This window comes from Pectobacterium actinidiae, from assembly GCF_000803315.1.
Lineage (GTDB): Bacteria > Pseudomonadota > Gammaproteobacteria > Enterobacterales > Enterobacteriaceae > Pectobacterium > Pectobacterium actinidiae.
Genome location: NZ_JRMH01000001.1, coordinates 2,492,063 through 2,507,458 on the forward strand (window position 1 = coordinate 2,492,063; position 15,396 = coordinate 2,507,458).

At 50.5% G+C, this 15,396-nt stretch carries 13 protein-coding genes and 1 pseudogene; 7 read left to right on the forward strand and 7 right to left on the reverse strand.

Annotated features, from left to right (window positions below):
- Positions 1 to 279: 279 nt before the first annotated feature.
- Complete coding sequence (locus KKH3_RS10590) at positions 280 to 1,833, forward strand: methyl-accepting chemotaxis protein (protein ID WP_039359136.1); 1,554 nt, start codon at positions 280 to 282, stop codon at positions 1,831 to 1,833.
- Positions 1,834 to 1,952: 119 nt separating this feature from the next.
- Positions 1,953 to 2,945 carry a 2-hydroxyacid dehydrogenase gene (locus tag KKH3_RS10595; protein ID WP_039359139.1) on the forward strand — a complete coding sequence of 331 codons (993 nt, stop codon included), beginning with the start codon at positions 1,953 to 1,955 and terminating at the stop codon, positions 2,943 to 2,945.
- A gap of 32 nt (positions 2,946 to 2,977) precedes the next feature.
- On the opposite strand, the gene KKH3_RS10600 is transcribed toward KKH3_RS10595, so the two are convergent.
- A complete protein-coding gene (locus KKH3_RS10600; RefSeq protein ID WP_039359142.1) occupies positions 2,978 to 3,268 on the reverse strand; it encodes a putative hemolysin in 291 nt (96 codons plus the stop codon).
- Between the two features lie 386 nt (positions 3,269 to 3,654).
- Between KKH3_RS10600 and KKH3_RS10605 the strand changes: the two genes are divergently transcribed.
- The 3 genes and pseudogenes from KKH3_RS10605 (at position 3,655) to ttcA (ending at position 5,247) form a co-directional block, all read left to right on the forward strand.
- Positions 3,655 to 3,984, forward strand: coding sequence for a hypothetical protein (locus KKH3_RS10605; RefSeq protein ID WP_039359169.1), 330 nt, complete (start codon positions 3,655 to 3,657; stop codon positions 3,982 to 3,984).
- Positions 3,985 to 4,115: 131 nt separating this feature from the next.
- Positions 4,116 to 4,244: pseudogene (locus tag KKH3_RS22455) on the forward strand (hypothetical protein); the annotation flags it as partial.
- Positions 4,245 to 4,311: 67 nt separating this feature from the next.
- Entirely contained in the window at positions 4,312 to 5,247 is a 936-nt protein-coding gene (gene ttcA, locus KKH3_RS10610; RefSeq protein WP_039362347.1) for a tRNA 2-thiocytidine(32) synthetase TtcA, read from the forward strand.
- A gap of 120 nt (positions 5,248 to 5,367) precedes the next feature.
- On the opposite strand, the gene KKH3_RS22275 is transcribed toward ttcA, so the two are convergent.
- The 3 genes from KKH3_RS22275 to KKH3_RS10620 form a co-directional block, all read right to left on the reverse strand.
- Positions 5,368 to 5,544 (reverse strand): hypothetical protein, encoded by a 177-nt coding sequence (locus KKH3_RS22275; protein WP_167371720.1) that lies wholly within the window; start codon positions 5,542 to 5,544, stop codon positions 5,368 to 5,370.
- Positions 5,545 to 6,024: 480 nt separating this feature from the next.
- Positions 6,025 to 7,008: a zinc transporter ZntB gene (gene zntB, locus KKH3_RS10615; protein WP_039359171.1), complete on the reverse strand. Its 984-nt coding sequence runs from the start codon at positions 7,006 to 7,008 to the stop codon at positions 6,025 to 6,027.
- A gap of 119 nt (positions 7,009 to 7,127) precedes the next feature.
- Positions 7,128 to 8,744: a peptide ABC transporter substrate-binding protein gene (locus tag KKH3_RS10620; RefSeq protein ID WP_039359173.1), complete on the reverse strand. Its 1,617-nt coding sequence runs from the start codon at positions 8,742 to 8,744 to the stop codon at positions 7,128 to 7,130.
- 165 nt (positions 8,745 to 8,909) lie between these two features.
- Between KKH3_RS10620 and mpaA the strand changes: the two genes are divergently transcribed.
- Entirely contained in the window at positions 8,910 to 9,629 is a 720-nt protein-coding gene (mpaA, locus tag KKH3_RS10625) for a murein tripeptide amidase MpaA (RefSeq protein WP_039362348.1), read from the forward strand.
- A 79-nt stretch (positions 9,630 to 9,708) separates the two neighbouring features.
- Positions 9,709 to 10,212 (forward strand): thiol peroxidase, encoded by a 504-nt coding sequence (gene tpx, locus KKH3_RS10630; protein WP_039359176.1) that lies wholly within the window; start codon positions 9,709 to 9,711, stop codon positions 10,210 to 10,212.
- A 56-nt stretch (positions 10,213 to 10,268) separates the two neighbouring features.
- Here the strand turns inward: tpx and KKH3_RS10635 are convergent, their stop codons facing one another.
- Genes KKH3_RS10635 through tyrR form a run of 3 tightly spaced genes read right to left on the reverse strand, consistent with a single transcriptional unit; the run spans position 10,269 to position 15,315 of the window.
- Complete coding sequence (locus tag KKH3_RS10635; RefSeq protein ID WP_039359181.1) at positions 10,269 to 11,582, reverse strand: DNA-processing protein DprA; 1,314 nt, start codon at positions 11,580 to 11,582, stop codon at positions 10,269 to 10,271.
- On the reverse strand, positions 11,579 to 13,696 hold the full coding sequence (locus KKH3_RS10640) for a RecQ family ATP-dependent DNA helicase (protein WP_039359185.1): 2,118 nt from the start codon (positions 13,694 to 13,696) through the stop codon (positions 11,579 to 11,581). Before KKH3_RS10640 ends, KKH3_RS10635 begins: the two co-directional genes overlap by 4 nt.
- Before the next feature lie 50 nt (positions 13,697 to 13,746).
- Positions 13,747 to 15,315 carry a transcriptional regulator TyrR gene (gene tyrR / locus KKH3_RS10645; RefSeq protein ID WP_039359188.1) on the reverse strand — a complete coding sequence of 523 codons (1,569 nt, stop codon included), beginning with the start codon at positions 15,313 to 15,315 and terminating at the stop codon, positions 13,747 to 13,749.
- Between the last annotated feature and the right edge of the window lie 81 nt (positions 15,316 to 15,396).

Consider the following 15,396-nt stretch of genomic DNA (forward strand, 5'->3'; position numbering starts at 1 on the left):
ACGAAATTAGTGACAATATATAAGTCTACCCGCTAATTATTTCGCGAATATTGCCGTTAATTAAATAGCATTAATCGCTTTTCCGTTCGCTAATAGATCTAAAAACATCACATCTGTATCCTAAATAATTCGAGTTGCGTGACAAAACGTTAACGTTTTGAACAACGCAAAGCGCTGGCCCGCGAGGGCGAGGCTCAGAGATGAGCCGAGTATTGCCAACGCACAAGCCGCTCGAAGTATGACGGGGATATGCTTGCTTAATACTAAAAGGATCAATAAATGCGTCAGAATTTTCCTGTCAGTGATATTCAGTATTTATTAGATGAGAAAGCCAAGCTAATGTCGGTCACGACTACCGATAGCCATATCACTTATGCCAATGACGATTTTATTGATGCCAGTGGTTACGACTTTGAGGAAATCCTCCACCAGCCTCACAATATCGTGCGTCACCCCGACATGCCTCCGCAGGCGTTTGCCGACATGTGGGCAACGCTGAAGGCAGGCAAAATCTGGACAGCTGTCGTCAAGAACCGCCGCAAGAATGGCGACTACTATTGGGTAAAAGCCAGTACGACGCCGTTAATGAAGGAAGGAAAAATAACAGGATATATGTCGGTACGAACCCGCGTTTCACAGGAAGAGATTCGGCAAGCAGAAGCGCTTTACCACCAAATGAATGAGAACAAATTAAAAAACCGCCGACTCTTTCAGGGACTACTGGTTTATAAAGGACCGCTAAAACTTCTTAGCTTGTTTAACGTCATCCCAGTACGTTGGCGGATAAGAAGCTACGTATTTCTTTTCATGCTATTCGCACTACTTTTCTTACTGGCTACCCTTCCACTCACCACACCGCTATTAATTTTTGTTTTGGCGTTACTGGCTGGCGCGACAATAACCAGTGAATTATTAGTTCAGCATCTGGCAAAACCACTGGAAAAGATTCTACGCCAGGCGATTAATTCCGCATCCGGGCAGGCGGATAACTCGTTTCAACTTAACCGCGTGGATGAAGTTGGCATGTTATTACGCGCCGTCAACCAATCCGGCATGAATTTCCGCACGTTTGTCGATGATGTTAACGGCAAGCTGGCCGAACTACGCCACGCCTGCGGTGAAATTGCCTCTGGAAATTACACGCTAAGCCAGCGCTGCGAAGATACCGCACAAAGTTTGCAATCCACTGCATCCTCAATGGAAGAGCTGACGGCGACGATTCAGAGCAACGCTTCGGCCTCGCAGTTGGCAACACGCTGCGCGAACGATGCCAATCAGGCCGTCGATGCAGGAGAGAAAGCGGTGAGTCAGGTCACGGACACCATGGCGGTGATGACTTGTTCCAGCAAAGAGATCACTGACATCATCAGCGTGCTGGATAATCTGGCGTTCCAGACCAACATTTTGGCGCTTAATGCGGCAGTAGAAGCGGCTCACGCCGGAGAACAGGGCAGGAGTTTTGCCGTGGTCGCGGGGGAAGTCCGTATTCTGGCACAGCGCAGTGCTGCTGCCGCCAAAGACATCGCGGCGATTATCGATGCTACAATCGAGAACATTCACACCAGCGATAAATTAGTTAACCACACCAGCCAGTCGATGCAGCATATATTGACTCAGGTGCAGCAGGTTACGCAGCTTGTGAATCAAATCAGCCTGGCGACACAAGAGCAATCGCAAGGGCTGGGGCAGATTAACTCGGCGGTGAACAACATTGATGAATTAACGCGTCAGAACACCATTTTGGCGACACATTCCAGTTCTGCCATTAACAGTCTGGAACAGCAGATCTCTACGATGTCTGAAGCGGTGTCGGTTTTCAGTACGTCTCGCTAACCCCACTCTTACGCGATAATCGCCTCCCAATTTCAAACCGTTACTGTCAGTCAGGTAACGGTTTGTCACCGCCCAATTTTCTGATAGCTTAATCTCAGGATTTTTCGGAGAAACTATCAATGAAACTGGCAATTTACAGCACTAAGCAGTATGACCGTAAATATCTGGAACAGGTCAATCAGCAGTTTGGCTATGAACTGGAGTTTTTTGATTTCATGCTCACATCGCGTACCGCGAAAACAGCCGCGGGCTGTCAGGCCGTCTGCATCTTTGTAAATGATGATGGTGGACGCGAAGTGTTGACCGAACTGGCGGCGTTAGGCGTTAAAACGCTCGCGCTGCGCTGCGCGGGCTTTAACAATGTCGATTTGGAGGCCGCTAACGAACTGGGTATTAGCGTGGTGCGCGTTCCCGCGTATTCCCCTGAGGCCGTCGCCGAACACACCGTCGGCCTGATGCTGACGCTTAACCGCCGCATTCACCGTGCCTATCAGCGTACTCGCGACGCGAACTTCTCTCTGGAAGGGTTGATTGGGTTCAATATGCACAACCGGACGGCGGGCATTATTGGCACCGGAAAAATCGGCATCGCCACGATGCGTATTCTGAAAGGCTTCGGCATGCGACTGCTGGCCTTCGATCCCTACCCGAATCCGCAGGCAGTGGAATTAGGAGCGGAGTATGTCGATCTAAAAACGCTGTATGCCAACGCAGACGTTATCTCTCTGCACTGCCCGCTGACGCCAGAGAATCATCACCTGCTGAATCAGGCGGCCTTTGCGCAGATGAAAAACGGCGTCATGATCGTTAATACCAGCCGTGGTGGACTGATTGACTCACAGGCCGCTATAGACGCATTGAAGCAACAGAAAATTGGCGCGCTGGGTATGGATGTTTATGAAAACGAACGTGACCTTTTCTTCGCCGATAAATCCAACGATGTCATTCAGGACGACATCTTCCGCCGCTTATCCGCGTGCCACAACGTACTCTTTACCGGGCATCAAGCGTTCCTGACAGAAGAGGCGCTAATCAGCATTTCCCAAACCACGCTACAGAACCTCAAAGACATCAGCCAGAACGCGCCTTGTGTAAATCTGGTTACATCTTGACCTTTCCGCGGCAGTGCAGACTGCCGCAACACTCACCCCGCCGGGCAACTGCCATTCATCAGCGATTGTTCGCTACAGCGCTTACCATTGGCTAACTGACAGGCACCTACGCTCGCACCGTCAAGCTGCCTAGAGATCGCCATCGTTCCGCCAATCAGCGTACAGTTGACGTCAACCGGAGAACTGCTTTTCAGCAACACGACGGCGTTCTTATCATCATTTTGCGTGGCGTCTTGCTGAGCAGTTGTAGCGTTCTCGCTATGGTTGCTGCATCCCGCCAGTAGGAGCACAGCAGCAGTACATAGCCATGGCAATAATTTCATGTTTTGGCCTCGGATCGTGTGAACAAACGGCTCTGACACCACGCTTGATGTCAGAGCCGAAAAATATTTTTCAGATAAAGACTATATCGATCGCGTGAATATTCATCAACTCTCAATATTGGCAATTCTGGCGTTTAATGCACAAAGGATTGCCAAGTAAAGATACCTCTTTTTACCGAATCAGAACCGGATTATATAAGAATACTCTGGGTAAAACGTATATTGTCACGATGAGGCGTGTGCTATGCGCTGATTAATGACGCACGTATTTTTCGCTTAGGCGCTGATAATTTGAAGACGTTTTCTTTATCTGATAGTTTCCTTTATCCGATATAAGGGGTGATATCCCCACTTCAGTGCGGCTCGTTAATTTAAGGATTATTTAAATGAAGAAAAAATATGCTTTTGTACTGTTATCTATGGCCTTCGCCATTTCAGGCTGTGGCGTCGTTGATAATGCGTTAAGAAGCGATAACAACATCAAGGAAAAGGCAGCGTTTGCCTTGGGCACGACACCAGATAAAATCACGATAACGAACAGAACATCCGATATAAACTCGGTAAAATTCAATGCCACAACCAATGGTAAAGTTTACCAATGTTATTATAGCACCGCCGGCGTAAGCTCTGATGCACTATGTTCATCCACCGACGGCTCTTCATTGCCTAACGGCTCACAGTGTAATGCTTTATTGAAAGCAGCAAATAAATGCTAAATCTCATCACCTCTGCAAGATGATAAAGTCAATGCACTATCTTAAAGCTCACCTCGGTGAGCTTTTTTTCGCCTGAAAAACGCACTCTCCATCAAAGAGCCAGGGGCAATCCGTATCCGGCTCGTTGCCCCTGTTCTGGCAAGCTAAGGGGAGCAACAATGAGTGACGCTTTCTCGTCCATCGGGCAATTGTGGAACACTGCTGTAAAACGATCTGGCATTCGTCGCCGTAATCCGTACCATACACGCCATGATCATGCAGACCGTGTTGACGTCTGCGCTGAACCGTTTTCCATTCGCAACGCCTTTTGCAACGAGCACAGATAAAATGTCAGAAAATCAACAAATTAACCAGAAACAACAATACAATCTCAACAAATTGCAAAAGCGCCTGCGCCGTAACGTCGGCGAAGCTATCGCTGATTTTAATATGATCGAAGAAGGCGACCGCATTATGGTGTGCCTGTCCGGCGGGAAAGATAGCTTCACCATGCTGGAAATTCTGCGCAATCTGCAACAGAGCGCGCCGATTAACTTTTCACTGGTCGCAGTCAATTTGGATCAGAAACAGCCCGGGTTCCCGGAACACGTTCTGCCGCAGTACCTTGATGGCATCGGCGTGGAGTACAAGATTGTCGAAGAAAATACTTACGGGATTGTGAAAGACAAAATTCCAGAAGGGAAAACCACCTGCTCACTGTGTTCACGCCTGCGTCGCGGGATTTTGTATCGTACCGCGACAGAGCTTGGCGCAACGAAAATCGCCCTTGGCCACCACCGCGACGATATCCTGCAAACTATGTTTCTGAATATGTTCTATGGCGGAAAACTAAAAGGTATGCCGCCGAAGCTGATGAGCGACGACGGTAAACAGATCGTGATCCGACCTCTTGCCTACTGTCGCGAAAAAGATATCGAACGCTTTGCAGAAGCCCGTCAATATCCGATTATTCCGTGCAACCTGTGCGGTTCGCAGCCAAATCTGCAACGTCAGGTGATTAAAGATATGCTGCGCGACTGGGACAAACGCTATCCTGGCCGTATTGAGACCATGTTCAGTGCTATGCAGAACGTTGTTCCATCTCATCTTGCCGATCATACGCTGTTCGATTTTAAAGGCATCCGTCACGGTAGCGACGTAGTAGATGGTGGCGATCTGGCTTTTGACCGTGAAGAACTGCCGTTGCAGCCCGTTGGCTGGCAGCCGGAAGAAGATGACGACGTGCCATCAATGACTCGCCTTGACGTGCTGGAAATAAAATAAGCGCGACGTTTTCGTGTGGGAACGGCATTACCATAAAGAAAGGGACACGGTGGCAAGAAGCAGCGGTTGCTGTTTCACCACCGTGTTTTTTATTGCCGTTTTCTGCCGCGTAGCGTGTCGCTATCGATCATGCGGTGGTTCAGTTACAGGTTCGTGTTCCGGCCCTGTCGGCGGTGGGTCAGGAATGGGCGGTGGATCGGGAAGCGGCTGAGGTGTTGGGTCGTTCGGTATAATGGGAATCGGCTCAACCGGAACCGTGTCGGCTTGCAGGTAATCCGCTGCGCCTTGAGTGAGCATATTTTCCTCCTCGGTGTTGGATAATGTAAAAGTAAATCCAGCTACTGAAGCAGTACAGACATGCGTTACGGCTGGCTCATCGGTGCCAGCCCTTCCCCTTAAGCATAGTAAGCTAATGAATAAAATGCCAAAGGCATTTTACAACGTCGCCTGCGACGGCCCGAAGGGGGATGGCGCGTAGCCCATCATAATAAAATGCCAAAGACATTTGGCAACGTAGGGCAAAGGTCAGGATCGAAGGACAAAAAAAAGCCGACAAAACTGTCGGCGTGGTGTGAATCAATTGTGCTATGCAGTAATTCAAAAAAGGAAGTAAGACAATATGGAGCGCAACGCCCATCGCTTGACGTTGCATTCACCTGCGGGAATGATAGTGCCGCACAATAGGGTAAAAAATGTTGATATTGCTCAATTTACACGTGGTTTTTTAGCCGTTCACGACAGTTTGTGATTATCTGCGCATCCGTTCGCCATGAGTCGTTATAGCCATTTACTGCGCTTTAACCACCATGCAACGCCGCCCACCAATATCACCAATATCAAGCAGAACGTGAAAAAACCAAACGGCGCATCGCCGCCGGGAATTCCCCCTAAGTTGACGCCAAATAAGCCGGTTAAGAACGTCGTCGGCAGAAAAACCATCGCCAAAAGTGACATCGTATAGGTACGGCGGTTCATCGCTTCGGTCATCAAAGCGGTGATTTCATCCGAAAGTACCGTGGTACGTGCAATACTGGCATCCAGATCTTCCAGCCCGCGTCCTAATCGATCGGCGATTTCCTGCATTCTGCGGCGATCGTCATCCTGCATCCAGGGCAGTTTTTCGCCGGAAATACGCGAGAATACATCACGCTGTGGCGTCATATAGCGGCGTAACACGATAAGCTGTTTGCGAATCAGCGCCAGTTCACCGCGCGGTGGAATTTTTTGCTCCAGCAAATCCTCTTCCAGATCGATGATTTTCTCATGCAAATCATCAATGAATTCGCTGGTATGATCGGTCAACGATTCCGCAATAGAGACCAGCCAGCCTCCGCTGTCCGTCGGGCCATTGCCTTCCTTCAGGTCGGTAAGTATTTCGTCGATAGCCTGAATCTTACGACGTCGGGTAGAAATGATCAGCTTGTCGGTAATGTACACCCGAACGGCCACCAGATGATCCGGCCGCGCATTGGCATTCAGGTTAATGCTACGCAGCGTGATCAGCGTACCCTCACCTAAACGCGTGACTCTGGGACGGGCGCTTTCCCCCGCCAACGCATTGCGTACGCTATCCGGCACTAGCGTCGTTTTATTCAACCAGCGCACGCTGGCGGGTAATGTAGAATCCAGGTGTAGCCAGCAGGGTTTCTCGCTATTAACCACATCCTGCTCGCCAATCGAGGTCACCCCTCCCTTTCCATCCAACTGATACGCATGAACCGCACCGCTGTGTTGCAACTCTTTTCCTGCAAAGGATTCCACGTTTTGCCTCCAACGGTTTTTTCTATCCGCTCTTTTGCTATCAGTTTTGCACGCTATCAGCCGGAGTGACCATCACGATCGCTCCGGCTTTATCACCACATCATTCAATATATTGATACTTAATGCTTTTCGATGTAAAGCATGTGGCTGTACGCCACGTCTTCAGGGTTAGTAATGGGGTAACCCTTCACCCACGGCTTGATCAAGCGTCCGTTGGTATATTGATAGATCGGCGCAATCGGCGCTTCATCCATCAAGATCTGCTCAGCCCGGTTGTAGTCTGCATTCAGCGCCTGCGGGTTAGTCTGATTGCCCGCTTCATCCAGGACGCGATCGTAATTTGCATTTTTAAAGCGTGCGATATTTCCGCTATGGTGTGAAGCCAGCAGCGAGAGGAATGTCGAGGGTTCGTTGTAGTCACCGACCCAGGACGCCCGCACGACGTCAAAATCACCGCTATTGCGGCTGTCGATGTAGGTTTGCCATTCTTGATTGGACAGACGCACATCTACACCCAGCGTTTTCTTCCACATGGAGGCCACGGCAATCGCGATCTTCTGGTGACTTTCCGACGTGTTGTACAACAGTGATAATTTCAACGGATTATTTGGACCGTAACCTGCGGCCGCCATCAGCGCTTTTGCCTGCGCATCCTGCTCATCCTGAGAATACTGCTGCAACAGGTTCTCCGTCGGTTTGAAACCCGCTGTGACATCCGGCGTAAAGTGCCATGCCGGTTTTTCCCCTGTGCCCAATACTTTTTCCGCAATCACTTTACGATCGATAGCGTAAGACAATGCTTTTCGCACTCGTACGTCGTTGGTTGGCGCACGCTGTGTGTTAAACGCGTAATAGTAGGTGCCAAGCTGCTCTGGCGTATAAACCTGACCGGGCAAGTCTTTCAACAGCTTCTGGTACAAATTTTTAGGAAAGGACTCAGTGATATCAATATCCCCGGACAGATAGCGCTTCGTCGCGTTCGATTCCTGATTGATGGGAACAAAGGTCACCTTAGTCAGGCGCGTGTTAGCGTTATCCCAATAATAGGGATTCTGCGTGAGCACCAGCTTCTCATTAACGACGCGCTGATCTAGCTTAAATGCACCATTCCCGATCAGATTGCCCGGCTTCGTCCAGTCATTGCCGAATTTTTCTACCGTAGCCTGATGTACCGGAAACAGGCTGAAATTTGCCGTCAGACTAACAAAATAAGGCACTGGCTTGCTGAGCTGCACTTTCAGCGTGTGATCATTAACGGCCGTCACACCAAGCTGATCGACCGGCAGCTTACCCGCAAGAATCTGCTCGGCGTTCTGAATTCCCGCCAGTCGCGCAAACCAGGCAAACGGCGAGCTGTTTTCAGGTGTGACCAGACGACGCCAGCTGTAGACAAAATCGTTTGCCGTAACGGGTTCACCGTTAGACCAGCGGGCATTATCACGCAGAGTAAAGATAAACGTGCGGTTATCCGTCGTCTGCCAGTGCAGCGCCACGCCAGGAACAATGTTTCCCTTGGCATCCTGATTGACCAGCCCTTCAAACAGATCGCGCGCCACCTGTGCTTCCGGCAGCCCTACCGCTTTTATCGGATCGAGAGAAGCCGGTTCATCTTTAATGTGACGGACGATTTCTTGCTTTTCAGCCAGAACCGTTCCCGCCGGAACCTGCGCCGCGACGGCATTGCCCGTCATGGCCGCCATCAACGCGACATAAAATGCAGAATATCCATAGTGCATGATGATTTGACCTGAAAGCGTAATGAATTGATTGAAGAATATAATAGTCAGAAATCAGCGTTATCATCCAGCGATACGCCCGCAATTTGTCAGCCCGCATCGATGTTTGCGTCTCCTGGCCGATTTTTTTATGATGAAACGCATAGGCAATTACAGGGCAATATCATGGAAAACACGGTCATTCCTCTTCAGGCGCGCCAGCAACGCGGTAATTTGCCGTCGCTGGGCGACCCGTATGGGAAATCGCTGCTGGGCGCACCGCTACTGTATTTCCCAGCCGAATTAGCCCCTTCTGAGAGCGGGCTAATTATTGCCGGAACACACGGCGATGAAACCGCAGCGGTGGTAGCGCTTTCCTGCGCGCTGCGCACCCTCTTTTCAGGACAGCGTCGCCACCATGTGATTCTTGCAGTGAACCCAGATGGCTGTCAGTTGGGGCTGCGCGCCAACGCTAACGGTGTCGATCTCAATCGCAATTTTCCGGCCAGTAACTGGCAGCCGGGGAAGACGGTCTACCGCTGGAATAGTGCCGCAGATGAACGCGATGTCGAGCTCTCTACCGGTGAAACCGCAGGTTCAGAGCCGGAAACAAAAGCCCTTTGCTCGCTGATTGAGAAACTTAATCCTCACTGGGTTGTCTCTTTTCATGAGCCACTCGCCTGTATTGAGGATCCACAGGGTTCCGAACTGGGTCGATGGTTGGCACAACAGTGCGAGCTGCCGTTAGTATCAAGTGTCGGTTACGACACACCTGGATCGTTCGGAAGTTGGTGCGCCGATCGTTCGCTTCATTGCATTACCGCGGAGCTTCCGCCAATCTCGGCAGATGCCGCCAGTGAATGCTACCTGAAAGCGATGGTGGCGTTGCTAAGCCAGCAATTTTAATCGTAATTTTTATACCAATGTTGCTAATGTTGCCCTAAACTGAGCAGCGTGTTAATCACCTGTAATTAAGGACGCAAACATGTCACAGAACGTACATTTTCAAGGCAATCCTGTGCCAGTAACAGGGTCATTCCCAGCTAAAGGAAGCAAAGCCCCGGCATTTACTCTGGTGGCTAAAGATCTGTCCGATACCCCGCTGAGCAACTATGCTGGCAAGCGCAAAATCCTGAATATTTTCCCAAGCATCGATACCGGTGTTTGTGCCGCGTCCGTGCGCAAATTCAACCAACTGGGTTCTGAACTGGATAACACCGTTGTTCTGTGTATCTCTTCCGATCTGCCGTTCGCGCAGTCCCGTTTTTGCGGTGCGGAAGGTCTGAACAACGTCGTTGTACTGTCTACCCTGCGTGGTGGTGAGTTCAAAGAAAGCTACGGCGTCGCAATTGCGGATGGTGCGCTGAAAGGCCTGACCGCTCGCGCTGTCGTCGTACTGGATGAAAACGACAACGTGCTGCATAGCGAGCTGGTGAACGAAATCACCACTGAACCAGACTATGACGCTGCGCTGGCTGTGCTGAAATAAGTCACACTGGCATTACGTGAAAAACGGCTGCGCAAGCAGCCGTTTTGTTATTTTGACTAGGGCCGATGGGAATTAGGAATCCATTGATAACGTACTGGCCGCTCGTGTTTGCTAATAACGCCCTCATCAACAGCCCTCTGTAACCAGACAGTAAGTTGCGATTTGTGTAGCATAGTGAGACTAATGAGTTCATCCAGACTTACCGCGTCTACCGCCAGTCGACTGAGTTCCTGCAAAAACAGTGCATAAAAATTAATGGGTTCATTCTTCAGAGCATTGATTTCGGTTTCTTCTGCTGTAACAAGCTTCTCCTCGCTCGTCGGAGCTATGCTTTCAGCACAGATTTTTTGTAAGTCTAGCTGCTCCGACGGTGCTATTTGCGGTTCCTCGCGCAAAAATAGGCTACCTTGCCCCCCAAGGGCAGCGGACGTCGATACAGGGTTAAGCTGCTCGAGTAATCTGGCAACACTCAAAGATCGCCAATCCATATCACACCAGTGACCTCCGGCAACCACCAGATCTGCGTTACCCGCAGACTCTTCGTCTGTTGGCTTTACCCACAGCGGTACCCAGCCTTTCTTTAGGTTTTCCTGCGCGCCGCTGAACGTCCCCCCATTTTTACCTGAGTGAACGACTAAGGCACTTTCAGCAAGGCAATAAATGTATTTATTCCGCGCCATCGCATTGCCTGTACTGAAACCCGCTTCAGGGTGGAAAGGAGACACCAGCACCGCCAGCCCTTCCATCAATCCTTTACGCCATTTTGTACTCGTACTCGCCTTAAGCAAGCTATCAGACATCACGCCGATGACAACGCCCCCTTGACTCATGGCACCCAGCATCGCTGTTTCATCCACGCCTCTGGCCCCGCCAGAAACGATGGCAATATGTTCAGTGGCAGCCTGTATACCGACCTGATTTGCAAACGATAAATCGGTGGCATTAGCATTACGCGAACCGACTACCGCCAGCCCTCTGGTATTTAATAGCGCACGGTTGCCACAGCCAAATAATACGGGGGGAGAATCACTTTTTAGCTGCTGTTTTAAGCGTTTGGGATAATCATAATCCGAACGCGTAACGACCCACAATCCCGCCCTTTGCCACTTTTCAATTGCCAGAGCCAGACTATGTCCTCGGCTCAGCAGTTGAACAATTCGGGCAACACTCACGCGTGAATCATGCCAACCGCTGAGTAGAGTCGTAGGGTCTGGCACAAGGAGATCCGCGGGGCTCAGTGATTTTTCTTTCAACCACAATGCAAAACGCCCCCACTCCGTATTGGTGAGTGGCTTGAGATCGCCAGCACTTGCCTTGCTGAAATAGCAGGTCAAAAGCAGTGTCGCTTGTGCCGTGGGGGATAAATTCATGCATTACTCACCGAAGCAGACGCGAGCGCAGCCGGATAAACACAGCCACTGCCCGCTTGTTGTAATAAGGCAGCAATCACCGCCAACGTCCAGCCAGAATCAACAATATCATCAATCAACAACACCGCACCTTCTGGTATCGAGGGGATGACGGCAAACGCACCGTCCAGATTACGGCACTGATGGAAGCGGTTTTGTTGACCTTTCTGTGGCTGATTGTCACGTATTTTATGAATAGCATCCACAAACGGTAGATTCAACCGTACTGCCAGACGCCGAGCAAAATCAGGCACCAATGTAGGATGATTACGAGAAGGGACACAGCAAACCCATTCAGGTGCGGGTTCGGGTTGCCAACGTTGTTGAATCATCTCTGCCATCGCAGCAACCAATTCGTCACTAAAACGGCCCGCATATTTATTGTCTGCGACCGCCTTTCCCCATCCCGCATCCCCCCAACGTGACAAGACGCGCCCTTCTTTAGCACGCAAGTTCTGCGCCAGATTTCCGCGAAAACCGTATTCAATAAAAGCATTCGCAGCAACCTGTATATTGGGTCGAATAACAATTTCAGCCTGTTTAAGAAACGTTCCTGCCCGATGAATAAGCTCAGCATTAAGCGGAATTGCGACCACCGGACGACCCAGACAGGAAGTACACTTACCACACGGCGTTGTATATTGGTCATCCAGTGCGTGACGCAAAAATGTCATCTTGCAGCGCGTCTCCGCCAAATACGCCTGCATCTCCTGCCATTCCCGTTCTCGTTGCCCAGTCAGATGTGCAATACGAGCACGATCCATACCATACGAAACGGGTGTTCTACGCCACTTCCGGTCAACGTTTATCACTGGCGCAGGGCTATCGACGCTGAGAAACTTCAAGACTTTCTCAATCTGCCCATGACGAAGATTGGTTTGTTCTTCAATGCCTCGCAATGTCAGGCCATCCGCACTGGCAAGCGCCTGCAAAATTTCAGTCACCTGCGTCTCCGCAGGAAAAGCCGATCCCCTGAAAAATTCGTGAATCTCTCTATCTTCAACGCCAGACATCAGGATACCAACAGCATAATCGATACCGCGTCCAGCACGGCCCACTTGCTGGTAATACGCGACTATCGAGCCCGGCATCTGATAATGAATCACAAAGCCCAGATCGGGTTTGTCATAACCCATCCCCAATGCGGTCGTTGCCACTAACACTTTAATTTGGTTATTCAGCAGCAATGACTCAAGGTGTTGTCGATAACTGTCTGAATCAGCCATCCCAGATGACGTGCTAAAATCGTCATGCGTTACACCGCTGTAATAAGGCCGCGCCTCGATGCCTGAGCGATTCAACCAGCGAGAAACCATCTCTGCATCACGCTGTGTTAGCACATAAACAATCCCCGTACCCGGCAAGGTTGGAATAGCCTGTGCAAGCCAGGCCAGACGCGATGATTGGTCAGGCAATCTCATCGTCTGTAACCACAAACTTTCACGAATAAGTGGGCCACGCTGAATATGGATATTACCTAGTTGTGCCTGAATATCCTCAATCACGCGATTATTGGCCGTAGCCGTCGTACCCAGAACGGGAATATTCGCAGGCAGTTGACGCAAAATATTCACAATACGCCGATAGTCTGGGCGGAAATCATGCCCCCAATCCGAAATACAGTGTGCTTCGTCAATCACCATTAGGGCAATACGATCGGCAATGGGCTGCAATACCGTTTCAACAAATGAATCATTCGCCAAACGCTCAGGTGAAATCAATAAACAATCAACCTGATTGCTGATGATTCGTTGCGTCACGCTATTCCAATCATCTTTATTGGTCGAGTTCAGCGTTTCTGCCACAATCCCTAATCGTCCAGCAGAATCTATCTGGTTGCGCATCAACGCCAGCAAGGGCGAAACAATGATAGTTGGCCCCATACCTCGGTCACGGAAAATTTTCGTACTGATAAAATAAACCGAACTCTTTCCCCAGCCAGTACGCTGTACTACCAGTAATTTCTGCTGGCGGTTAACCAGCGCGTCAATCGCTTCCCACTGCCCGTCACGAAACTGTGCGGCGGGGTCGGCTAATACCGTCTGTAGCAGTTGCCGAGCCTGTTCTTGATCCATAATCACTCCTTTGATTAATGAAGCCACTGCGCATATACCAAGCGCCGCGATTACTCCTCGTCGTCCCCCGCCGCTTTACGTTGGCTGAGTCCATATTCCCGTAGCTTGTTAGCTATTGCCGTGTGCGATACCCCTAACCGTTTCGCCAGTTTGCGTGTGCTTGGGTAGGATTGATAAAGGCGGGTCAGCACGGAGCGTTCGAAGCGCTTGTTGATGTCATCCAGCGAGCCATCAAGCAGGGTTTCATCTTGCGGCGCATCAATCGAAAACGCAGGGAGATCGATATCCTGCATATGCAATTCGTTACCTTCCAACTGCGTCAGCGCCCGATAAATGGTATTTCTCAACTGCCGAACGTTACCCGGCCAGCCGTACTGCGGCAGGAAATGTTCCACATCTGCGGCCAATTTGGGACGCGAAATCCCCTGCTCGTCAGCGAAACGCGCCACGAAAAGCTCTACCAGCGGCATAATATCAGCCGGACGCTCGCGCAGAGGCGGTAACATCAGCGTAAGTACATTGAGGCGATAATAAAGATCCTCCCGGAATTCACCGCGCTGCACCAGCTCCAATAAATTTTTCTTAGTCGCGCAAATCACCCGCACGTCAACATGGACTTCATGATCTTCACCGACGCGACGGAATGTCCCGTCATTCAGGAAACGCAGCAGCTTAGTCTGCATCTGTGCCGACATTTCACCGACTTCATCCAGCAGAACCGACCCACCGTTAGCCTGTTCGAAGAAACCTTTCTTACCTTCCTGTGCATTGAGATACGCACCGGGCGCATGGCCGAACAGCTCGCTCTCCATCACATCATCGGGTAACGCCGCGCAGTTCAGCGCCAGGAAAGGGTTCTTGCCACGCGGCCCGCGCAGGTGGCAGGCACGCGCCAGCATATCTTTACCCGTCCCCGTGTCGCCCACGATCAGCAGCGGCGCATCCAGCATTGCTAATTTACGCGCCTGCTCAACAACCTGACGCATTTTCGGACTCACCGCCACGATATGATCGAACTCATTTTCATCGTTCACAGCAAGATTCTGCAACTGTCGGCCCATGCGAGCGGCCGATTTCAGCATCACCAGCGCGCCCGCCGTTGCCACTTTCCCGCCATCATCTTCCAGACGGACTGGCGTCATTTCCAGCAAGAAATCCTGACCGCGAATCACCACACGCTCCGTCACGACGGTGCTGCTCTTCTCCAGCCAACTGGCGAAATTGAAACTGGGGATCATGCTGCCAATCGTCAGTTCGCTGATGGTCTCTGCTGATTGTTCAAAAAGCGCCAGCGCGGCAGGATTAAACAGCTCCAACTTTCCCTTCATATCCAGCGAGAATACGGGTTCAGGCATCGATTCCAGCAGCGCATTCAACGCCCGATGTTCGCGCTCTGACGGCATGAAGGCCACGGTACGCACATCGCTAACGCTTTCAATACGGCGAATTTCCGTCATCAGCAGACGGAAATCATCAAAATCGAGGGTGGCAAAATTGAGGTAAATACGACCGATAGACGCAATTTCAATACCGCGTAAATCAATATTGCGTGACGCAAGCAGATCTAACAGTTCACGGACCATACCAATGCGGTCTTCACAAATCACTTCCAGATGCATCAACGGCTACCTTCTTCAAGAGACACGACATGGCTATTGCTACTGATAATACCCTTTCGTTTGCACCGGATGAAGTAAAGT